General features: G+C 72.5%; 16 protein-coding genes. 12 read left to right on the forward strand and 4 right to left on the reverse strand.

Annotated features, from left to right (window positions below; translation table 11 throughout):
- Positions 1 to 13: 13 nt before the first annotated feature.
- From ABZ906_RS05360 to ABZ906_RS05370, 3 genes are all read left to right on the forward strand, one after another.
- Positions 14 to 838 (forward strand): nuclear transport factor 2 family protein, encoded by an 825-nt coding sequence (locus tag ABZ906_RS05360; RefSeq protein WP_361377582.1) that lies wholly within the window; start codon positions 14 to 16, stop codon positions 836 to 838.
- An 88-nt stretch (positions 839 to 926) separates the two neighbouring features.
- Complete coding sequence (locus ABZ906_RS05365) at positions 927 to 1,688, forward strand: class I SAM-dependent methyltransferase (RefSeq protein ID WP_361377585.1); 762 nt, start codon at positions 927 to 929, stop codon at positions 1,686 to 1,688.
- A complete protein-coding gene (locus ABZ906_RS05370) occupies positions 1,685 to 3,397 on the forward strand; it encodes an ABC transporter ATP-binding protein (RefSeq protein WP_361377588.1) in 1,713 nt (570 codons plus the stop codon). Before ABZ906_RS05365 ends, ABZ906_RS05370 begins: the two co-directional genes overlap by 4 nt.
- A gap of 4 nt (positions 3,398 to 3,401) precedes the next feature.
- On the opposite strand, the gene ABZ906_RS05375 is transcribed toward ABZ906_RS05370, so the two are convergent.
- Genes ABZ906_RS05375 through ABZ906_RS05385 form a run of 3 tightly spaced genes read right to left on the reverse strand, consistent with a single transcriptional unit; the run spans position 3,402 to position 5,718 of the window.
- On the reverse strand, positions 3,402 to 3,614 hold the full coding sequence (locus tag ABZ906_RS05375; protein WP_361185869.1) for a hypothetical protein: 213 nt from the start codon (positions 3,612 to 3,614) through the stop codon (positions 3,402 to 3,404).
- 4 nt (positions 3,615 to 3,618) lie between these two features.
- Complete coding sequence (locus ABZ906_RS05380) at positions 3,619 to 4,536, reverse strand: hypothetical protein (RefSeq protein ID WP_361377591.1); 918 nt, start codon at positions 4,534 to 4,536, stop codon at positions 3,619 to 3,621.
- A 57-nt stretch (positions 4,537 to 4,593) separates the two neighbouring features.
- Positions 4,594 to 5,718 carry a mannose-binding protein gene (locus ABZ906_RS05385; RefSeq protein ID WP_361378102.1) on the reverse strand — a complete coding sequence of 375 codons (1,125 nt, stop codon included), beginning with the start codon at positions 5,716 to 5,718 and terminating at the stop codon, positions 4,594 to 4,596.
- 536 nt (positions 5,719 to 6,254) lie between these two features.
- Here ABZ906_RS05385 and ABZ906_RS05390 point away from each other — a divergent pair.
- The 4 genes from ABZ906_RS05390 to ABZ906_RS05405 all read left to right on the forward strand — a co-directional run bounded on the left by ABZ906_RS05390 (position 6,255) and on the right by ABZ906_RS05405 (position 12,893).
- Positions 6,255 to 7,013 (forward strand): type VII secretion system-associated protein, encoded by a 759-nt coding sequence (locus tag ABZ906_RS05390; RefSeq protein WP_361377594.1) that lies wholly within the window; start codon positions 6,255 to 6,257, stop codon positions 7,011 to 7,013.
- A complete protein-coding gene (locus tag ABZ906_RS05395; RefSeq protein WP_361377597.1) occupies positions 7,010 to 8,191 on the forward strand; it encodes a ricin-type beta-trefoil lectin domain protein in 1,182 nt (393 codons plus the stop codon). Before ABZ906_RS05390 ends, ABZ906_RS05395 begins: the two co-directional genes overlap by 4 nt.
- 146 nt (positions 8,192 to 8,337) lie before the next feature.
- Positions 8,338 to 11,655, forward strand: coding sequence for a right-handed parallel beta-helix repeat-containing protein (locus ABZ906_RS05400; RefSeq protein WP_361377600.1), 3,318 nt, complete (start codon positions 8,338 to 8,340; stop codon positions 11,653 to 11,655).
- Positions 11,652 to 12,893, forward strand: coding sequence for a S8 family serine peptidase (locus ABZ906_RS05405; RefSeq protein ID WP_361377603.1), 1,242 nt, complete (start codon positions 11,652 to 11,654; stop codon positions 12,891 to 12,893). Before ABZ906_RS05400 ends, ABZ906_RS05405 begins: the two co-directional genes overlap by 4 nt.
- A gap of 74 nt (positions 12,894 to 12,967) precedes the next feature.
- Here the strand turns inward: ABZ906_RS05405 and eccCa are convergent, their stop codons facing one another.
- A complete protein-coding gene (gene eccCa, locus ABZ906_RS05410) occupies positions 12,968 to 16,969 on the reverse strand; it encodes a type VII secretion protein EccCa (protein ID WP_361377606.1) in 4,002 nt (1,333 codons plus the stop codon).
- 492 nt (positions 16,970 to 17,461) lie between these two features.
- Between eccCa and eccD the strand changes: the two genes are divergently transcribed.
- From eccD to ABZ906_RS05435, 5 genes are all read left to right on the forward strand, one after another.
- Positions 17,462 to 18,868 carry a type VII secretion integral membrane protein EccD gene (gene eccD, locus ABZ906_RS05415; RefSeq protein ID WP_361185890.1) on the forward strand — a complete coding sequence of 469 codons (1,407 nt, stop codon included), beginning with the start codon at positions 17,462 to 17,464 and terminating at the stop codon, positions 18,866 to 18,868.
- 94 nt (positions 18,869 to 18,962) lie between these two features.
- Complete coding sequence (gene eccB, locus ABZ906_RS05420) at positions 18,963 to 20,543, forward strand: type VII secretion protein EccB (protein ID WP_361377609.1); 1,581 nt, start codon at positions 18,963 to 18,965, stop codon at positions 20,541 to 20,543.
- Between the two features lie 487 nt (positions 20,544 to 21,030).
- Positions 21,031 to 21,366, forward strand: a complete 336-nt coding sequence (locus tag ABZ906_RS05425) for a hypothetical protein (protein ID WP_361185896.1) — start codon at positions 21,031 to 21,033, stop codon at positions 21,364 to 21,366.
- Between the two features lie 88 nt (positions 21,367 to 21,454).
- On the forward strand, positions 21,455 to 21,763 hold the full coding sequence (locus ABZ906_RS05430; RefSeq protein ID WP_361185899.1) for a WXG100 family type VII secretion target: 309 nt from the start codon (positions 21,455 to 21,457) through the stop codon (positions 21,761 to 21,763).
- A 118-nt stretch (positions 21,764 to 21,881) separates the two neighbouring features.
- Positions 21,882 to 22,349: a type VII secretion system-associated protein gene (locus ABZ906_RS05435; RefSeq protein WP_361185901.1), complete on the forward strand. Its 468-nt coding sequence runs from the start codon at positions 21,882 to 21,884 to the stop codon at positions 22,347 to 22,349.
- Positions 22,350 to 22,376: the final 27 nt, after the last annotated feature.

Genomic DNA, 22,376 nt, shown 5'->3' on the forward strand with positions numbered 1-22,376 from the left:
CCTGGAGAGCGTTGTGACCCTTCCCCCCACTCCGGCCGAGGACTTCGTCGGATACCTGCGGTCCTACACGGCGGAAGCCTTCGACCAGAACCTGCCGCTCGAGGACGTATGGGACCGCTACCACGTCCCGGACGCCCCGCACGTGGTCAACCACGAGCACCGCGACCGCCAGGAATCCCTGAAGAACCTGTCCAAGTGGCGGGCCGACCAGGCCCCCTACGAACTGCGCGTCCACGAGGCGGTCGTGGACGGCGACCGGGCCGCCGCCCGCTACACCGTCAGCAGGTCCCTGCTCATGCAGGTGCGCCACACCACCGAAGTCGTCATCTTCGCCGACCTCGCCGAGGACGGCCGCGTCGGACCCACGGTCTCCACCGCCCGCATGACCTACGGCTGGGGACACCCCGAAGGCGAGACCTGGGACAGCGACGCCCGCCCCGCGCCCGGCACCCCCGCCGCGGTGACGGCCGACCCGGCCGCCTACCTCACCGACTTCGCGCGGCTGAGCAGCGACAGCGGCACCTCGCTGCAGGACGCGTACGACAGCTACCACACCCCCGACGCCGTGCAGTACATCAACGGCGCGGCCATGCAGCGCCCCGCGATCCTCCAGTCCCTCGAAGCAAGCCGCAAGGAAGGCCTCGCCTACCGCCTGGACATCCACACGTCCCTCAGCGAAGCCAACCGGTTCGCCGCCCGCTACACCATGGTGCCCGTCGAAGGCCGCCGCGGCCTCGGCGACCTGGAGGTCTTCAGCTTCGGTGAGTTCGCCGACGACGGACGCGTACGCCTGCTGCGCTCCGTGATGCAGACCGGCAGCGGCTACTGGCCGACCTGATCACGGTCTGCTCCCGACACCGGCGCGGTCGCCGCGACGGCCGCGGCGACCGCGCCCATTCCCACAGACCAGTTAGGACCCGAGCACCATGAACAGCACCGTCGACGACATCGGCTACGGCAGGCAGTTCGCGGCCTGGTACGACCGGCTCTTCCCCATGGGCGCCGAGGCGACCGCCGCCGCGGACGTGCTCGGCCGCCTGCACCCCGACCCCGCGGCCGGCACCCTCGAATTCGGTGTCGGCACCGGGCGCATCGCCATCCCGCTCTCCGCGAAGGTGGGCGCGATCACCGGCGTGGACTCCTCCACCGAGATGCTCGACCTGCTGGCCGCGGCACCCGGCGCCACCGATGTCACCGGCGTACGCGCCAACATCCGCGACTACACCGAAACCCGCCACTACGGCCTGGTGTACGCGGTGTGCGGCACCCTGTCCATGCTGCTCACCCCCGAGGACCAGCAGGCAGCGATCCACCGGGCGGCCGAGCGCCTGGTGCCCGGCGGCCGCCTCGTCATCGAGACGGGCAACCGGCCCGCGGTGGAGGCCATCCACGAGGGCCTGGCCCGCACCACCCTGTTCACCCCCTACCCCGAGCCCGGCACCGGACTGCAGACCCACTCCACGCTCCCGCCCGGCTCCGACCTGTGGCAGTGCTCCCACATCTGGTACGAGTCCGACGGCAGCACCCGGGTGGGCAACGAACTCTCCCGGCTGACCACCCCCGGAGAGGTCGACGCCTACGCCCGCACCGCCGGGCTCACCCCCGAGGCGCACTACAGCAACTGGGACCTCGCGCCGTACACGGAGCAGTACCCGATGTTCCTGGCGACCTACACCAAGACCGCATGAACATCCGCGACATCGTCCGCGGCCAGCGCCTGCTCCTGGGCATCGGCGCCCTCCTCGGCCTGGCGGGGACCGCGGCCACGCTCCTGCAGCCGCTCCTCATCGGCGACCTGATCGAAGCGGTCGCCGAGGACAGGTCCGTGGCGGGCCCCATCGCGATCATCGCCGCGCTGTTCGCCGCCGACGCCCTGCTCGCCGCCACCCACGCCTATCTCATCGGCCGTGCCGGCGAGAACATCGTCTTCGACATGCGTACGACCCTCACAGGACGGCTCCTGCATTCCCGGGTCAGGGAGTTCAACAGGCTCGAACACGGCGATGTGTTCACCCGGACCGTCGCCGACACCTCCATCGCCCGCATCGCGCTGTCCTCGTCCGTCGCGCAAATGCTCACGGCCGGATTCACCAGCATCGGCTGCATCGCCGTCATGGCCTGGATCGACTGGCGGATGCTCCTGGTCACCGCCGGCTGCCTCGGCGTCGCGTCGGCCGCCGCCCTGGGCCTTGCCCGCGCCGTACGCACCGCGGCCCTTGCCAACCGCGAGGACACCAGCCACTTCGGCTCGGGCCTGCTGCGCGTACTCGGCGCACTGACCACGGTCAAGGCCTCGCGCGCCGAGCAGCGGGAGGCCGGGCGCCTGCGGGCACTGGCCGACGACGCCCGCGGCAGCGGCATCCGGGTGACCCGCCTGTCGGCCATGCTGATGCCCGCGATGAACGTCGGCACCCAGGTGTCCCTCGCCGTCGTCATCACCTGGGGCATGGCCCGCACCGCCACCGGATCGCTGCCGATCCAGGACCTCACCGCGTTCATCATGTATCTCTTCTATCTGGTCTCCCCGCTGGTCATGCTGTTCATGGCCCTCGGCGAACTCCAGCAGGGCCGGGCCGCCATCGACCGGGTCAGGGATCTGGCGGACATCGACCAGGAATCCTCCGCGCACGACACACCCCGCCCCGCGGACACGGCCGTCTCCATCGCGTTCGACGACGTCTCCTTCGCCTACGCGGACGACACCGCCCCCGTCCTGGACCACGTCTCCTTCGAGCTTCCGCGCACCGGCGTGACGGCCGTCGTCGGCCCCTCCGGCGCGGGCAAGACCACGCTGTTCCAGCTCATCGAGCGGTTCCACGACCCGCACCGGGGCACCATCCGCATCGCGGGCACCGACGTCGCCGCCCTGCCCCTGGCCGATCTGCGCTCCCGCATCGGCCTGGTGGAACAGGACGCCCCGCTCATGCGCGGCACCATCCGCGAGAACCTCACCTACGCCTGCCCCGACGCCACCCCCGAACAGATGACCCAGGCGGTACGGGACGCCCACCTCACCGAGGTCATCGACGCCCTCCCGCAGGGCATGGACACCGAACTCGGCGAATCCGGCAACGGCCTGTCCGGCGGCCAACGACAGCGCCTTGCCATCGCGCGCGCCCTGCTCACCTCACCCGATGTGCTGCTCCTCGACGAGGCCACGGCGAACCTGGACTCGGACTCCGAGACGGCGCTGCGCGACGCCATCAGCACCATCGGCGCCCGCTGCCAGGTGGTCACCATCGCGCACCGCATCTCCACGACCATCGGAGCCGACCGCATCCTGGTCCTGGAGAACGGCCGGCTGCGCGCCGGCGGCACCCACGCCGAGCTGATGGACCGCGACACCACCTACCGGCGCCTCGCCAGTCAGCAACTCGCCCCCGCCGGGGGTCAGTGAGGGGTCAGTGTTCGTCCGCCGGAGTGTCCTGCTGCCGGCGGGACGAGGAGAAGGCGATGCCGGCGACACCGCCGACGCCGATGCCCGAGATGAGGCCGACGGCGAAATTGTCGAACACCGTAAGCCCGAAAATGATGCCCGCGGACAGGCCGAACAGGACGCCGAGCGCGATGGCATTCGCCGTCGTCTTCTTGTTGCCGCCTTCGTTTCGTTCCATGTGGTCATTGTGCCTTCGCCCGCGCGACCACGGGCCGGGGCGTCTCGGCGACGACGGCCCGGCGCAGCTGTTCCGGCTTCGGAGGGAGCAGGGCGGTGAGGTCGTACTGGGCGCGGCCGCGGCGGTAGCTGGTGATCAGGCCGTTCTCTTCGAGGGGGAGCCCGGCCGGGCGGAGGGTGGCCAGGCCGTCGTCGTCGAGCAGTCCGCTGTGGTTGGGGCGCAGGCTGACCCACAATTTGCTGGTGCCGTGGGCCTGTTCGACCAGTTGTGTGCGCAGGGGCAGCCACCGCTCCAGCGCGGCCCGGCTCAGCGAGGTGAGGGCGAACCAGTCGCCCTGCGCGGGTTGGCTGCTGCCGTGTTGGGGGTGGCGTTCGATGTAGACCGCGCGGTTGTCGGGGGTGAGGTGGGTCAGGCGCAGTGCGACCAGTTCGCCGGAGCGCGGGGCCGCGTCGAGGATGAGGGCGAGCACCGCGGTCAGGCGGGTCCGGCCCGGCGGCAGATGACCGCTGCCGAGGTCCTTGTCGAGTTGGTTGCGCAGCGCTGCCAGGTCGCCGAACTCCGGGGTGGGCTGCAGCGTCAGCGCGCCGCCGCCGAGGCGCAGCGGCGGCAGGCCGATCGACCCGCGCAGCACGTCGACGCACTGCCTGCGGATCTCGTTGGTCGGCTCCGACGTGGGCGGCCGCGCGCCCTTGACCAGCCGGGCCCGCAGGACGCCGGACTCCGCGATGCGCAGATACGGGCCGAGCGTCTCGCGTTCGAGGAGCCGGCGCAGGGAGCGCCGGGCGCCGACGGGCAGCGCGTCGCGCGACAGGGCCCGCAGCAGTTCGCCGCGGACCATGCCGAGCTGTCGGCGACGGGCCTCGCCGACGGGCAAGTCGTCGAGAAGCCTGTCCAACGCGGTGATCGAGCTGTACTCCGGCACCCGCCGATTCTCGCCCACGCGGGCGCGGCCAGGTGCCGAATGGCGCAGCCCGTGGTGTCAGGTCGACCAGATGACCCGGCCGTTGTGCACGATGACCACCTTGCCGTCACTCCGTAGGACCAGCCGGGCGCCCTCGTGGCCGTGGCTCTTGGAGGCCCAGATGGGGCGGTCGTCGCCGTTGTGGATGACGAGGTTGCCGTCCTGCTGGAAGATCGCCCGGTGGTTCTGGCCGAAGGTCATGGCCGCCCAGATGGGCTTGCCCTTCTCGTTGTAGACGACGAGGTTGCCGTCGGTCTGCATGACCATGCGGATGCGGTTGGTGGTCCAGGCCTGATTGACCTCGAGGACGCTGGGTGCCGAGATGGTCTCGGTGCTCCAGTTCGGCTTCGGGGCCGCCTTGGGCTTGGGCTTGGACTCGGCCTTCTTCTCGGGCGACTTGCTGGGGCTCGGCTGCGGGGCGGGCACGGCGGCCTTGGGGACCGCGGCCTTCGGCTGCTCGGTCTTCTTCGGCTTCTTCTGTGACGTCGACGGACTGGGCTTCGTGGCTTTGTAGTCGTCGAGGGCCGCGGGGCCGGAGTTCGGGTTCAGCACGGTGTCTCCCGCGGACAGCTCCTTGCCGTCGTTCGGGGGCCTGTCGTCCCGCCCGCTGCCGACGAGGAGCAGGGGTATCGCGATCAGGGCGGCGCCGGCGATCGCGGCACCGGCCAGGACCGGCTTGCGGGGGCGTCCCGTGTCGACGCCGGTGCCGGACTTGACGCTCGGGGGCGCCGTCGCGACGGCCGCCGCCACGGCGACGCCCTCCTCGGGCGCCTCGGAGTTCCCGTCGGGGGCAGCGGGGGTGGCCTTGGCCTCGGGGGTGGCCGTGGCCTTGGGGGCGGACTCGGGGGCGGGATTCGTCTCCGAGGCGGCCGGGGCGGCCGAGGCGGCCGAGGCGGAGGGAGCGGCCTTCTCCTCCGGCTCTTCTGGCTCTTCTGACTTTTCCGGTGCGGTGGGGGTGGCGTTCCCCTTCGGGGCGGGGGCGGCGGCCTTCGTCTCCGGTGCGGTGGGGGCGGCCTCTTCGCCGGTCGGGGTGGAGGCTGCCTCGTTGTCCGGGGCGGCGGGCTCGGCCGGCTTTCCGGACTCTTCGGTGGGGGTGGCGGCCGTCTCCGCGTTCGCGCCGGGGGTGCGGTGCTGGGGGGACATGCGGTACTCCTCGGTGGCGGAGCTGTCGGGGTGAGCACGGGCCTGCGTGGCGGCCGGGCCGGTCGAGCGCCGGTCACCACACGGGTGTTGGGCGGGAGTCGCGTCGAAATGAGCCGGTGGGGCCCGGTACTTGATGCCGTTCGCCGCGTGGTCGGCCGCGGCGGCGGCCGCAGGCCGGTCCGACGCTTCCGGGCTGCGAGTTAATTCCCGTACGCCCCTGGCCTGGTCGCCCGGCCGGAACGCACTGCACGTCGGCGTGGCCGACAGCATGCCCAACCTAGCCCGTCACGGCGGCCACGGCCGCCCCTCCCGCCACAACGGACCTTTCGCTTTGTCCCCTCATGCCTCACTGCTCCCGGAAAGTTCCCCACTCGGGCATCAAACGGGCACGCCCGAGCCCGAAACGGAACTTCCCCGGCGCCCAACGGGAGGGACGCGTGTGGCATTCTGTTGACTCCCGGACGTGATCAGTGTCGGCGTGCGCGCCTGTTGTCCGGCGCCCAACGATGCGTACGGACCGAAGAGTTCAGGTGAGAATGCGGCCCGGAGAACGGCAAGAGGGCAGGCGTGATGCCGTCCGGCCCGTGACGTCCGACGGACCGGTACCGGCCGCGGCCCCCGCCGCCCCCGCCGACGAGGCACCCGCGACGACGCCCGAAGCCGACGTCACGCCCGAGATACCCGAGGCCGTACGAGCCGCCGCCCGCCGGGCGCCGGGTCACTGGATCGGCGTGGTCGACCCGGAGTGGACCGACGAACGCACCCCGCCGGACTGGGCGGTGCTCGGGGAATGGCAGTCCGACGAGAGCGGCGGCGTGGGCGACTACCGCGCCAACCCCGCCTACCGGCCATCGGCCGGAGTCCTCGGCTGGCCGGAGCCCACCGACCCCGTGGACGCGGCGGCGCAGCGGGCCGCCACCGGCTACGGCTCGGTGGAGGAGGCGCTCGCGGCGCTCGCCGTGGCGGAGCTCACGGTGGTGCGCGGACCGGACGGCGGTCCGCTCAGGGCCGCCGGGCGGGACGGGGCCCCGGTTGTGCTTGCGTTCACCTCACCGGCACACGAGTTCATGTCCGCGGCACTTGCGCATGACATGCTCCCGGCGCGGGAGCTGGCCCGTACGCTGAGCGGTTCGGGCACATGGCTGTCGGTCAACGCCGGAGCCGCGGCCCCCATGCTCGTACCCGCGGACCGTCTTCTGGGCCCCGCGGACGCGCCGGGAGCCGGGGAGACTCCCGCAGCGGACGCCGCGACCTCCCCTGAACCCCGCCCCCACACCACCGGGAGGATCTCGTGACGAGTTCTGCCCAGCAGCCCCCCAAGCCCCAGAAGGCCGAGACCGGTCCCGACGGCGAAGAGACGACGACCGCGACGGCCGCCGTCGCCGCCGAACCGAAGCCGGAGTCCGAGCCGAAGAGCGAGCCGGAGTCGAAGAGCGGGCCGGAGTCGAAGCCCGCGGCCGAGTCCGGCGAGGCGGCTGCCGAGAACGAGAACGAGTCCAAGCCCGAGACGGAGTCCGAGCCCGAGGCCGCCAAGTCCGGGGAGACCGCCGCCGGGAGCGGCGCCTCGGCCGGTACGGAGCCCGAGGCCGACCCCGGCGCCGCGAGCGCGGCCAAGAGCCGGCTGCCCGCGCTCGTACGGACCGTGTCCGCGACCGCGATCGGCAAGCCGCAGCAGCAGGCCGGGCCGGTGGGCCGGCCCGGCAGGGCGGTGCTCGCCGGAGCCGCGGTGGCCGGAGCGCTGCTCGTGTCGGTGCCGCTGCTGACGCTCGGCGGTGACGACGACAAGGACCGCAAGACGACCGCGTCGGCGGGAACCGTCCTCGGCGGCGACGAGCAGGAGGCACCGGGCGAGTTCGCACAGACCGCGCCCGACACCGGCTCCAAGGACGACGAGAAGAAGGCCGAGGAGTCCGAGAAGCCGAAGAAGCCGGCGAAGGAAGCCGCCGTGCCCGCCCCGGAGAAGGACGACGGCGAGAAGGACAAGGCGAAGGACGACGGCAAGGAGACCCGGACGGAGAAGCAGAGCGGCGAGAAGAAGTCCGACGGGAAGAAGGACACGCCCAAGAAGACCGGTCCCGGCCTGACGCTCAGCGCCCCCGTCTCCTTCCGCAGCCACCTCTCGGGCCGCTGCATCGACGTACCGGGAAGCAACTTCAGCGACGGCAGGCAGCTGAAGATGTGGGACTGCAACAACGCCCCCGCGCAGAAGTTCCAGTTCGCCTCCGACGGCACCATCCGCATCCAGGGCAAGTGCCTGGACGTCGCCAACGCGAACTTCAACGACCGCTCGGCCATCCAGATCGCCTGGTGCAACGGCAACGACGCCCAGAAGTTCGCGCTGAACGCCAGCCACGACCTGGTCAACACCGTGGTCGGCAAGTGCGTCGACATCAACGGCAGCAACCGCGACAACGGCGCTCCCCTGGAACTGTGGGGCTGCACCGGCAGGGACAACCAGAAGTGGAGCGTCTGACCGGACGCTCCGGACCGGGAGCACACCACTCCCGGCGCCCGCCCGGCGCCGCGGGCGAGGCATGATGGCACCGTCGGCTCGCCGACACGCGCCCCCGGGTGAGGGGCGCCCCGCTGCAGAGGCCGCCATGGCAAGGAGGTTGGTGCGTGTCGCGCCAGGTACTGACGGTCGGTCCGGGGAGCCAGGACCGCTACCGGACGATCGGTGAGGCACTCGCTGCCGCCCGGATCGGCGCGCTCATCAGCGTGCGGCCCGGTACGTACGCGGAGAACCTCGTGATCCATACCCGGGTCACCCTCACCGCCGCCGAGGGGCGGGGCACCGTGGAGATCCGGCCGCGCTCGGGCAGCGTGCTCACGCTGCGCGCCGACGCGGTGATGCTCTCCGAACTGACGCTGCGCGGCGGGGACGCCGAGCTGCCCGCCGTGGACGTGCGGCGCGGGCAGGCCGCGCTCGACGGCTGCGAGGTCGTCGGCGCCGCCTGGACCGCGATGCTGGCCGGGGGCACCGGCTCGCTCGCGCTGCGGGACTGCCGGGTGAGCAACCCGCAGGGCGCGGGCATCGTGGTCACCTCGACCACGCCCACCACCGTGGAGTCCTGCAACTTCGAACACCTGGGCACCAGCGGCCTGGTCCTCGCGGAGGAGGGCGACGCGCGCGTGCGCGGCTGCACGGTGCGCGGCGCCCGCGGCAACGGCCTGCTCGCCAACGGCGAGGCCCGCGGCACGGTCGAGGACTGCGACTTCTCCTCCACCGACAAGCCCTCCATCGCCCTGGAGGAGAATTCCTCCCTCACGGTGGTGCGCACCGTGGTGCATGACACCAGCACCGGCGTGCACCTGAGCAGCGCGGGCCGTACGACCCTCGAGGACGTCCGCGTCACCGGCGCGTCCGGCAACGGCATCGCGCTGGCCGGCGGCAGCGACCCGGTCCTGCGCCGTTGCCGGGTCTCGCGCACCCGCGGCCACGGCCTGCTCGTCACCGACCGGGCGCGCGGCACCTTCGAGGACTGCTGGGTGGACGGCGCGCAGGGCGCCGCATTGCGGGTCGCCGGGGGAGCCTCCCCGGCGCTGACCGGCCTCACGGTCCGCGACTCCGAAGGGACCGCGCTGCTCCTGGAGGAGGACTCGGCGCCCGAACTCGACCGCCTGGAGGTCATCGGCGGCTCGCCCGCGATCGCGGTACGCAGCGGCGCCAACCCGCTGCTGCGCCGGGCCCGCCTGGTGGAGCCGTCCGGTGACGGCATCGCGGCCGCCAAGGACGCCCGCGGCCGCGCCGAGGACTGCGAGGTCGTCCGGCCGAAGGGCGCGGGCGTACGCGTGGCCTCCGGCAGCACCCTCTACCTGGCCGGTGGCGGAGTCTCCGACACGGCCACCGGCGGCCTGGTCGTGGAGGACGGCGGCAACGTCACCGTCCGCGACTTCCGCGTCGAGATATCCGGCGAGGAAGGGGTGGTCGTCGCCGCGGGCGGCGAGCTGACCGCCAACCGCACCACGGTGCACGCCGCGAAGAGCCACGGCTTCCTGCTCCGCGAGGGCGCGCTCGCCTCGCTCAGCGGCTGCGAGGTCTCCGGCGGCGAACAGGACGGCTTCCGGGTGGAGTCCACCGCGCCGGTCTCCCTGGTGAACTGCCTGGCCAGGGAGAACGCGGGCGGCGGCCTGGTGCAGACCGCGCCCGGCGAACGCCTCGCCGTGGAAGGCCTCAACAGCGTCGGCAACGGCAAGCGCGACGCCTGGGGCACCGGCAGCGCCGAGAACACCGACCCGGCGGGCTCCGGCTCCGGGGACGCGCCGCCGCCGGACCGCGAGGACGGCCCGCTGGGCGCCCTGAACGCCCTGATCGGCCTGGAGAACGTCAAGCAGCAGGTGGGCACCCTGGTCAATCTGACCCAGCTCGCCCAGCGCCGCGAACAACTGGGCATGTCGGCGCCGCCGATGAGCCGCCACCTGATCTTCGCCGGGCCGCCCGGCACCGGCAAGACCACCGTGGCCCGCCTCTACGGGGCGATCCTGGCCGAACTGGGCTCGCTGCGCAGCGGGCACCTGGTGGAGGTCTCCCGCGCCGACCTGGTCGCCCAGGTCGTCGGCGGTACCGCCATCAAGACCACCGAGACGTTCCAGCGTGCCCTCGGCGGTGTGCTGTTCGTCGACGAGGCGTACACGCTCACCGCGGACAGCGGCAACGGCGGCGCGGACTTCGGCCGCGAGGCGGTGGACACCCTTCTCAAGCTGATGGAGGACCACCGCGACGACGTGGTGGTGGTCGCGGCCGGCTACTCCCGCGAGATGGACTCCTTCCTCGGCTCCAACCCGGGCCTGGCATCGCGCTTCTCGCGGACCGTCGAGTTCGAGAACTACTCGGTGCCCGAACTGGTCGCGATCATGGAGAACATGTGCTCCCAGCACCAGTACGAGCTGGGCGAGGGCACCGCGGAGGCGCTGGCCGCGCACTTCGAGGCGATGCCGCGCGACGCGGGCTTCGGCAACGGCCGTGCCGCGCGCGGGGTGTTCGAGGAGATGGTGGACAGACAGGCGGTACGGCTCGCCACCCTGTCGCAGGTCGGCGAGAGCGACCTGCGGCTGCTGCTGCCCGAGGACGTCTCCACCGCCGCCGCGGCCAAGGGCGCCGAGACCGCCGCCCCGGCCGATGACCCGCTGACGCGCCTGGGCGACATGGTCGGCCTCGCCGAGGTGAAGCGCGAAGTCGCGGACCTGGTCAACCTCATCACCACCGCCCGCCACCGCGCCGCCGCCGGACTTCCGGTGCCCTCGCTCAGTAACCACCTGGTCTTCACCGGGCCGCCCGGCACCGGCAAGACCACCGTCGCCCGCCTCTACGGGGAGATCCTCACGCAGCTGGGCATCCTCGACCGGGGCCAGCTGATCGAGGCGGCCCGCGCCGACCTCGTCGGCCGCTACATCGGCCACACCGCCCAGCTCACCCGCGAGGTCTTCGAACGGGCCCGCGGCGGCGTCCTGTTCATCGACGAGGCCTACACCCTCACCCCGGCGGGCGGCGGCGCCGACTTCGGCCAGGAGGCGGTGGACACCCTGCTCAAACTCATGGAGGACCACCGCGACGAGGTGGTCGTCATCGTCGCCGGTTACACCGACGAGATGGAACGCTTCCTCGCCTCCAACCCCGGCCTGTCCTCCCGCTTCCCGCGCCGGATCGGCTTCTCCGACTACTCCTCGGAAGAACTGGTCACCATCGTGCGCGCGCAGGCCGCGGGCATGGGCTACGAATGCGGTCCCGGCACCGGGCCGCTGCTCAGGGAGTACTTCGACTCGCTGCCGAGGGACCGCTCCTTCGGCAACGCGCGCCTGGCCCGCCAGGTGGTCGAGTCGATGGTCACCCGCCAGGCGGGACGGCTCAGTTCACTGGCCGCACCCACCCTGGACGACCTGCGCATCCTCGTCCCCGAAGACGTCGCGTCCGCGGCACCGAAGGCGGCACCCCGATGAAGCCGCCCGCCCGTACGGGCGCCCGCCTGCTGAGCGGCGCCGGTCTGGCCGCCGCGCTGCTGCTCACCGTGTCCGCCCCGGCCCCGGCGGCCCCCTTCTCGCGGCCGGCGACGGCCGACGGGAAGAAGGGCCAGGAACTGCCCGGCATGCCCTCCGCGCTCGACCCGGACGCCGAGGACACGCCCTGCACTCCCGCATCACGGGAGAAGGCCGAGAAGCAGGACTGGTCGCGCCAGCGCCTCGACCTGGACCGGCTGCACAAGTACGGCACCGGCGCGGGCGTGACCGTCGCCCTGATCGGCACCGGCGTCGCCCCGGACGCCGCCGGGCTCAAGGGCCGGGTCACCGCCGCAGGCTCGGCCGGTGACGACTGCGTGGGCCACGGCACGTTCCTGGCCGGGCTCATCGCTGGCAACGGCGGAGGCAGCCCGCGCCTGGCGGGAGTAGCGCCCGGCGCGAAGATCCTGGCCCTGCGCGGCACCGGCCAACGCGGGCAGGCAAGCGCCGACCTGGTCGCGGAGGCACTGCGCGAGGCGACCGAGGCGCGCGCCGGAGTCATCGCGATCGCCGTGGCCCTGCCGCGCCGTGACAAGGAGTTGACCCGCGCCGTCGCCGAGGCCCGGCGTGCGGGCGCCGTGGTGATCGCCGCGGCCACCCCGGATCCGACCGGGCGCGGCACCGAGGAGGTCCCGCCCCGCACCTACTGGCCGGCCGGCGAGCCCGGAGTCCTCTCGGTGGCCGACATGCTGCCCGCCGGCGTCCGCCCGGACGCCGCCCTGCCCACCGGCGGCATCGACTTGGCCGCACCCGGCGCCGGAGTGGTCTCCGGGGGACCGCGCGGCAAGGGCCACTATCTCGGCGCCGGAGCCTCGGTGGCCGCCGCCCAGGCCGCCGGTGCCGCCGCGGTGGTCCGCGCCGCCCACCCCGGCGAATCGCCCGGGGTCGTCGCGCGCCGCCTGACCGCCACCGCCTATCCCGCGGACATCCCGCAGTTGGACGCCTACGCCGCCGTCACCACGGTCCTCGGCGCATCCGAGGCCACCGGCGCCCGGCACGCCGCGGACGCGGTGACCGTGCGCGACACCTCCGGCGTCGACCGCGCGACGGATCGCGCCACCCTCTTCGTGCTGCTCGGCACCGCCGGCGTACTGGCCGTCCTCTGGGGCGCTTTCGCGCTGCCCCGGGCCCGCGGCAGGGGCTGGCGCCCTGCGCAGGCGGGCGGACCGGCCAAGGACTGAGCGAAGGGCCGGGGCAAAGACCGGGGCAGCGGAAAGCGGGGGCCACCAGGAGTGGCCCCCGCTTTCCGTTGCGCTCAGCTGCTGTGGCCCGAAGCCTCCTCCACCAGCGCCGTCTGCATCAGGCGCTCGCGGCGGCGGGCGATGTGCAGGGCACGGCCCGGAGGGAGGTTGCGGGGTTTCGCGTTGCCGAACAGGCGGCCCTCGGTGGGCGGGCAGGACAGCAGCACGGCCGGGTTGTTGGCCTCGTCCAGGCGGCGCAGCAGAGCGTCGCTCAGGCCGCGTCCCGCACCCATGGCGCTGCGGGCGACGACAAGGTGCAGGCCCGTCTCGAAGCCCAGGGCCAGATGCTCGAAGAGGGGCTCGAAGGGACTCTGGAAACCGTTGCCGGAGACCATGTCGTAGTCGTCGACCAGGATGAACAGACGAGGCCCGGTCCACCAGTCGCACTGGCGCATGCGGGCCGGTGCGATGTCGGCGCCCGGCACCCGGGTCTTGATCGCGCGGGCCGCGCCGTCGACGGTCTCCTTGAGGTTGTCCAGGGAGATCACGTGCCCGATGCGGTACTCCTCGGGGATGGTGTCCACCAGGGTGCGCCGGTAGTCCACCGCGATGATCTTCGCTTCGTTGGGTGCGTAGCGGGCGGTGATGCCCGCGGTGATGCCGCGCAGCAGATTGGTCTTGCCGCTCTCGCTGTCGCCGACCACGATCAGGTGCGGAGTGCGGCTGAAGTCGTGCCAGACCGGCTCCAGGGCGTCCTGGTCGATGCCGAGCGGCAGCCGCATGCCGCCGCCCTCGGTGGCCTCGGGCGCGGGGAGTTCGGCCAGCGGCAGGCGGTGCGGCAGCATCCGTACCTGCGGGGCGGACGGGCCCTGCCAGTGCCGGGAGACCTCGGCGACCAGATGCGCGACGCCGTCGCCGAGATCCTCCAGGGAGCCGCTCCCGTCGAGGCGGGGCAGCCCCGCCAGGAAGTGCATCTTGCTGTCCGCGGTGATGCCGCGGCCGCCGCTGCGCGGCACCGAGCGCGCCTTGCGGGTGTCGATCTCGGAGTCCATCGGATCACCCATCCGCAGCTCCAGGCGGGTGGCGGCCTGGTCGCGTACCTGGGCGGAGAGCTCCACCCAGCGGGTGGTGGTGATGAGCAGATGGATGCCGTAGTTGAGGCCGCGGGCGGCGAGTTCGTTGAACTTGGGGATCAGGTCGTCGTAGTCCTGCCGGACCGTGGACCAGCCGTCGACCACCATGAACACGTCGCCGAAGGGCTCGTCGGGGAATTCCCCCGCGGCCCGGCGCCGCCGGTAGGACTGCATGGAGTCCAGGGTGTGGTCGACGAAGAACTGCTCACGGCGGGCGAGCAGCGTCATGACCTCGGCCACGGCCCGGTACACCCGCTCGGGGTTGAGCCGCGCCGCGACCCCGCCGACGTGCGGAAGCCCGGCGAGCTGCGAGAGCCCGCCGCCGCCGAAGTCCAGGCAGTAGAACTGGATCTCGGCGGGTGTGTGGGTCAGGGAGAGGGCGCCGATCAGGGTGCGGGCCAGGGTGGACTTGCCGCTCTGTGAACCGCCCGCGATGGCGACATGGCCGCCGGCCCCGGACAGGTCCACGACCAGCGGGTCGCGGCGCTGCTCGAAGGGCTTGTCCACCAGGCCGACCGGGACCCGCAGCTTGCCGGTGCCCGGCCAGTTGCCCGCACTCAGGCCGCGCTCGGGGTCGGGGGCGACGCCGGACAGCAGGTCGTCGAGCGGCGAGGGCTCGGCGAGCGGCGGCAGCCACACGCGGTGGGCGGCCGGCCCGGCGTCGCGCAGCCGGTCCAGGGCCACTTCGAGCAGGGTCTCCTCGGGGCCGTTCTCCTCGGCGTCCGGCTCCGGGTCGGGCGCGGCCTCCAGGGTGCGCGGCACCACCCAGCCGCTGGTCCACGGCACCACCTGGCTGGCCACCCGGGCCTGTACGACCGCGCCGGTGCGGCGGGCGTAGCCGCCGGAGGAGTAGGCGGCGCGGAAGCGGGTCAGGGCCTCCACACCGGACTTCAGGAAGCCGCTGCCGGGCTGGGCGGGCAACTGGTAGGCGTCCGGCACGCCCAGGACGCCCCGGCTCTCCATCGCCGAGAAGGTGCGCAGACCGATGCGGTACGAGAGGTGGCTCTCCAGCTGGTGCATGCGGCCCTCGTCCAGGCGCTGCGAGGCCAGCAGCAGGTGCACGCCCAGGGAGCGGCCGAGGCGGCCGATCATCACGAACAGGTCCATGAACTCCCGGTGTGCGGAAAGGAGCTCGCTGAACTCGTCGACCACCACGAACAGGCTGGGCAGCGGGGCGAGGTCGGCCCCGCCGGCGCGGGCCCGCTCGTACTCCAGGGCGGAGGTGTAGTTGCCGGCCGAGCGCAGCAGTTCCTGGCGGCGCATGAGTTCGCCGTGCAGTGCGTCCTGCATGCGTTCCACCAGGGCGACCTCGTCGGCGAGGTTGGTGATGACGGCGGAGGTGTGGGGCAGTTCCTCCAGGCCCAGGAAGGTGGCGCCGCCCTTGAAGTCGACCAGGATGAAGTTGAGGGTCTCCGAGGAGTTGGTCAGGGCCAGGCCGAGGACGAGCGTGCGCAGGAGTTCGCTCTTGCCGGAGCCGGTGGCGCCGATGAGCATGCCGTGCGGGCCCATGCCTCCCTGCGCGGACTCCTTGATGTCGAGTTCCACCGGGCGCCCGTCGACGCCGACCGCGATCGGCACCCGAAGGCGGGCGGAGCCGGTGTTGCGCGCGAACAGCGCCTGCGGGTCGTGCCGGTGCAGGTCGGGAATGCCGAGCAGGGTGGTCAGTTCGACGTCGGAGTCAAGGGGCTGCGCGATGTCGCTGCCCAGGCTGATACGGCGGCTGGTGAGCAGCCGGGCCAGGGACTCGGCGCCGTGCGGGCCGAGGCGGTCGGGCCGGCCAAGGGGTACGGAACGCTCCTTGCGGCTGCGGTCGGTGCGCACCAGGCTGACCTGGTCGGGTCCCGCGGTCAGCCGCAGCGTGTTGCGGCCCGGGCGCCAGCGCAGCGCACCGGAGACGTCCAGGATCAGGGCGTTGCGGTAGCCGTGCCCCTCCCAGCGGTGGCCCTCGGGGACGGTCACGCCGTCCAGGACGACGACCGTGTAGGGCTCGTCACGGCCGGGGCGGGCGTCGGGGTCGAAGCCGGGGCGCTCGGCGAACTCGGCGCCAAGCAGGTCGTCGAGTTCGGTGAGGTCGGCGGTGATCCGCCGGACCTGTCCCGCGCCGTCCTCCTCGTAGGGGTGCAGGGTGTGCGGCAGCCACTTGGCCCACTCCCAGTCGGGGCGGCGCTCGTCGCTGACGCAGAAGGCGATCCACAGTTCCTCGGGCGCGTGGAACACCGCGAGCTGGCCGAGCATGGCGCGGACCAGGGCGCGTACGGCTTCGGTGTCGGCTTCGGAGGCCCCGGAGGCTTCGGGTGTCTGAGTACCGGGCGTCTCCTCGGCGCTCTCCCCGGCGCGCAGCAGGACCCGCGCGGAGGAGCGCAGGTAGAGGCCCAGGGGCTGTCCGGGGATCGTGGAGTAGGCGCGGATGAAGCGGCGCAGGGCGTGCGCGCAGAGGGGTTCGAGGTCCTCCACCGGGCGGGTGGAGACCGGGTTGAGGGCGAGCGCGAGCTGCTGTTCGCCCACCGCCAGGCGTATCTCGCCGAAGTCCTCGTCGGCGGGGCGGCGCTCCCACAGCCGCGAGGTGCGGGCCAGGGAGCGCAGCGAGGCCGGCTCCGGGTGGCGCCAGGCGAGAGCCCGCTGCTGCTCGACGATGGTGGACCGGACCCGCTTGCGGGTCTGGGCGAGGTAGCGGAGGTAGTCACGGCGTTCGCCCTTGAGGCGCTGCTTGCGCTCGCTGGAGCGGCGCATGAGCTGACCCAGGAGCATGGCACCGGCGGAGCACGCCATGACGCCCATCGCCAGATACATGAAGACGCCGTTGCCGCCGCCGGGGCGCAGGAACATCAGCATCATCGACACCGACATGAGCGCCATCGGCAGATAAGTCCATATGGCCGAGGTGTCCGGAACTGTCTCGGAGAGGACCGGCGGTTCCTGAAGGGTCAATTGTCCCTCGGGCATCTCCGGTCCGCGCCTGCGGGCCGGACGGCGAAACAGCACCACACTCAAGGAACAGAACCTCCGCTTTTACTGGCTTTCAGGCCCGCAGCGAATACCGGGGCGCTCGGCGACGGGAATGACCGCACCATGCTGATTCTCCGGGACCCGCATGACGCGGTGAACGCCGGGTGAATGGTTCGGGAGGATAGCGGGGGAGAGGCAACTCCCGTGACGGACAACGGGGAGAGGCAACTCCGGTGATGGGCAACTCTCTTCCGGTCTCTTCCGGACAATGCGTCCGGACCGCAGCACGACCCGGTGGGCGTAGGCAGTAGTCTGCATTCACGGAACGTGCCCTGTCCACGCGGGGAGGTGTTCGCGGTTCGCGCGGACACAATTCCCCGGTCCGGCACCCACGTTCCCGGCCGCGCGGGTCTTCCGTATTATTCGCGCGTCCTCACTCCCGGGGAAGTCCTCCCGGCAAAGCCACCACGGAAGACGAGAGTTCAGCTGATGACCGACAGTGCGGTGGCCGAACTGTGCCGCCTGACCGTACGTGCGCCGAGCGTGTCCGTCGATCTGGCCGTGCCCGCCGATGTGCCGGTCGCCGACCTCCTGCCCACCCTGCTGCGCTACGTCGGCGAGGAGGCCGAGGAAGCAGGGCTCGACCACGCCGGCTGGGTGCTCCAGCGGCTCGGCGACGCCCCCCTCGACGAGGAGGCCACCCTGGCCCGCGCCGGGCTCGCCGACGGTGACGTGCTCTATCTGCGCCCGCACACCGAGGCGCTGCCCGAGGCGCGCCTCGACGACCTGGTGGACGGGATAGCCGACACCGCGGGCCGCAAGCTGCACACCTGGCATGCCGGAGCGGCCCGCGGGGCCCTGGTGGGCACCGCGGTGGCGACCGTGGTGGCCGCCCTCGTCCTGGTGCTCTGGCCCGGCGTCACCGACTCCGGCTCCCGGCAGGCCGCCTGTGCCGCCGTGGCCGGGCTGCTGCTGCTCGCGGGAGCGGGATCGGCGAGCCGCGCGGTCGGCGACCGCCTCTCGGCGACCGCCCTCGGCCTGCTTGTCGCGCCCTGCCTGGCCCTGGCCGGCTGGCTGCTGCCCGGCGGCGACCTGAGCGGCCCGGACGCGGTGCGGGTCGCCGGAGCGCGGCTGCTCGCCGCGGGCGCCGCGGGCGCGGGCGGCGCGGTCCTCGCCCTCGCCGCCACCGCGGTCGGCGCCCCGGCCCTGCTCGCCACCGCCCTGGTGTCGGTGGCGACCGCGATCGCCGGGGCCCTGATGGGCTACAGCGGCCTCGGCGCCCCGGCCGCGGTGGCACTGGTGGCGGCGTTCGTCACGCTCGCCGCCGGAGCGGTGGCCCCCTTCGCCTTCAAACTGGCCGGCCTGCGGCTGCCCGCACTGCCGTCCACCGCGGGCCAGTTGCAGGAGGGCATCGACCCGTACGCGGGCGACGAGGTCGCCCAGCGCACCGAGCTCGCCGGACGCTGGGTCACCGCGCTGTTCGCCGCCACCGGCACCATCGCCGCGGCCGCCCTGATCGTCCTCACCCACCGCCCCGGCCTGCCCGCGGTCCTCGTCTCCCTCGTGCTGAGCCTGCTGCTGCTCCTGCACTGCCGCGGCCTCGTCCACATCGGGCAGCGCCTGACCCTGGCCGTCCCCGGCGTCTGGGGACTGCTGCTGCTCGCCCGCGCCTGGGCGGTGGACAGCGACGGCACCGGCCGCCTGGTGGTCTTCGCCGTGTTGTTCGCCGCCGCGGCCGGACTCGTGATCGCCGCCTGGACGGTGCCGGGACGCCGGATGCTGCCGTACTGGGGCCGTGCGGCGGAACTGGCGCACACCCTCTTCGCCGTGGCGCTGCTGCCGCTCAGCTGCTGGGTGGCGGGGCTCTTCGGCTGGCTGCGCGGCCTGTTCGGCTGAGCACACCCGCCCACCGGGAAGCCCCGGGGGCAGCTGCCCGACGGGGTACGGAGCCCGCCCGCCGGGACACGGACAAGGAGTCACAGGAGAGGCCGTGCAGTCCAAACGAGACCAGGTACACGCCCACAGTTTCATGATGGGCAGACTCAGTTCGGGCCTGCTCACGGCCGACCCCGACGCCCCGGAGAGCCCCCTCGGGCGCACCACCCGCGGCGTGATCTTCGGCGTGCTCGTGACGGCACTGATCGCCGCGGGCACCGTCGTGTACGGGCTGCTGCGCCCCGGCGGCAACGACGCCTGGCGCGACGGCAAGCACCTGGTGGTCAACAGCGACACCGGCGCCCGCTATCTGTGGACGGACACCGACGGCGTCCTGCACCCGGTGCGCAACTACGCGTCGGCGCGGCTGGTCGGGGGCTCGGACCTGGCGGCCGTCGACGTCCGCACCGCCTCGCTGAAGGACGTCCCGGTGGGCAGCCCGGTCGGCATACCCGGCCTGCCCGACACCGTGCCGGGGCCCGGCGAACTCGACTCCGGCGCCTGGCACATGTGCGTCACCGGGGCCGGGGGAGCGCTGCCCGACACCTCCGGCGCCGTGCGGGACACCGGGGTGAACAAGCCGGGGGCCACCAGCATCGTGGCCGGGGCGCCGCTGGACACGCAGGACGTCGGCAGCGACCGCGGGGTGCTCGTACGCGGCCCCGACGGCACCGAGTACCTGGTGTGGCGCGGCAGCAGGCTGGCCCTTGACCGCGCGTCCGACGCCCGCAACGCGCTCGGCTACGGCTCCAAGGAGCCCATGCCGGTCTCCGCGGCCTTCCTCGACGCCCTGGCTCCCGGCCCCGCCCTGAGCCCGCCCAAGGTGCCCGGCCGCGGCGGGAAGGGCCCGGACATCGAGGGCGGGGCCAGCCGGATCGGCCAGGTCTTCAAGGTCGTCGTGCCCGGCGGCGGCAGCACCTACCACCTGCTGCGCAAGGACGGCACGGTGCCGCTGACCCGGCTCGGCGCGGCCCTGGTGCTCGGCGACCCGGCCACCCAGAAGGACGCCTACCAGGGCAAGTCACCGGAGGCGCGCACGGTCGGCGCGGCCGTGCTGCGCGAGCACCGGGCGAAGAACCCGGGCCCCGCCGCGTCCGCGGAACTGCCGGACGCGCCGCCGACCCCGCAGAGCGCGGCGCGCGGCACCGCGCTCTGCGCGCAGGTGGACGGCGGCGACGGCGGCGCCCGGATCCGGTCGGTCCTGGTCCCGCTGACCCGGCTGGCCCCGGTCGCGGTGGCGGACGGCGCCGCACAGCCGCTGAGCCCGGCCTGCGTCCCGACCGACGCCACGGTCGTACGACCCGGCCGCGGCGCCTTGGTCAGGGCCCTGCACGCGAGCGGCGCCGCGCACGGCGGCACCACCTATCTGGTCGCGGAGAACGGCGTGAAGTACCGGGTCTCGGACAAGAATTCACTGGCGGCGCTCGGGTACGGCGCCGGGGACATCGACTCGGTCCCCGCACCGCTCCTCGCGGCCTTCCCGACGGGCGCGGACCTCGATCCGGCCGCCGCGTCCGGCGCGACGAAACCCAAGGTCACCGCCCCGGACTGCGGTAAAACCGGCCGATCGGGGCAGGACGGTAAGGGCGGCGGGGACGCCGACGCGGGCAAGGCCGGCGCGGCGTCGCGGGACTGACCCGGCGCGTTGATTCCGGCAAGGCGCGCATAGGGGCCCGAACGAAAGGAAAGGGGCGATAGCGGGGAAAAGTTCGAGGGGAATGCGGCACGGGATCGTGAATTCGGTCCCGCCGTGCCGTCGGCGCGATGCCGGATAGGCGCGCCAACTCTCAGGGGAAGCTCAAATATTCCGGGCAGCCGTGCCCGCGTAATCCCGTGGATGTCGCCGAAATCGACCATCTCCGTGACCGTTCGGCGCCTTGGGGTGCCCGCTTTCCGCCCGTATCACGAGCCGTCGGTCCGCCGGTGGCTTCGCGAATCCGGGTCCGGTCAGGGGCATCTGTTCATCCCGCTGCAATCCTTGGACAACTCCGTTGCCACACGGCTGAATTCAACTGGTCCGCCGATGCTCAGATCTTCCGCACTCGCGTTGCGCGGAACACTGGGTTCTCTCTAGCCTCAGCGGGAACGGTGCGAAGAACGCACCTGAACGAAAGGAGTGCGCCATGCCGGACAGCGCCGCAAGGAAAGCGGACTATGCCAAGGGCCTGGGAGGCGTCTCCTCTCTGGAGACGGCCCGCGACCAGGTCGAGAAGGTGCAGAACAACGTCGCCGAGATCGCCGCGCGTTCGGGCGTCGGCGGTGACGAGGGCCAGGCCCTGCTGAAGCTCTTCCGCAGCTGGAACACCGAGGCACAGAAGGTCGTCGTCCAGATCAGCACGATGATCGACGCGCTCCAGGAGAACGTGACCTCCGCCAACCGCCTGGCGAAGGAGAACCAGGACCTGACCGAGGTTCTCAACAGCAAGACCAGCCAGGGCGTCTTCGAAGCGCTGAGCTGACCCCCACCGCGGCACCGGCCACCCCCCGTGTACGGCCGGACTTCGTGAGCTTCCCGGGCCCGGCGCCCGGCCTTCCAGAGGAGACGTCATGTCCGAAGGCATCATCGATCTGCAGTATCCCAAGGTCCAGCAGGCCATCGAGGAGCTGACCGAGCAGACCCAGCTGATCATCAACACCCTCAACAACCTGGAGGACGAGCTGAAGCCGCTCGTGACCTCCTGGGAGGGCGCGGACCAGGAGAAGTACCGTGAGGTCCAGGCGGAGTGGGACCAGGCCACCAAGAACATGGCCCGTCTCCTCGGTGACAACGGCGAGCTGATCCGGTCCATCCACGACAACCACTCCCGCGACGAGCGCAAGAGCGCCGACAACTGGGGCAGCGTGCGCGCCCGTTAGTCCTTGACCGCCTATCCGGCACGAGGGTCCGCACCCGGTCCGGCGGTCGCCCGTCCGCGGCGCGACCGCCGGACCACCTCGTGTCCCCGTCCGGCACCGAGCAGCAGGAGAACGTCCCATGGCTGGTGAGAAAGCCGACGTCAAGCATTTCGATCTCAAGCAGATGGAGAACTTCCGGGACAACGAGGTGCAGCCGGTGTACACCGCCGCGAAGAAGCACCGCGAGGAGGGCGACGGATCCTCCATCCGTCCGCTCGGACAGCTCATCGACGGGCACACCACCGCCGACAACCTCGACCAGGACAAGCAGCTGCTGCGTATCGGCAAGATGGTCACCGAGCCGCTGGTCTCGGGACCGAAGCTGATCGAGGGCGTGCGTGCCGCGGCCGAGTCGATCGACAAGCTCCTCGGCGACCAGATGGAGCTCTTCAAGGAGCTCAAGGAGGCGCTCTCGGACACCATCGAGGAAGCCGGCAAGACCAAGGACAAGAACCTGAGCGCGATCGAGGCGCAGACGCTCCTGCAGACCTTCGAAGAGGTCGACACCCTGACCGCCGGGACCTCCGGCGAGTCGGAAGACGACTGACCCCAGCCGCTCGCGCCGGCCGACGCC

Source organism: Streptomyces sp. NPDC046925 (assembly GCF_040644915.1).
GTDB lineage: Bacteria > Actinomycetota > Actinomycetes > Streptomycetales > Streptomycetaceae > Streptomyces.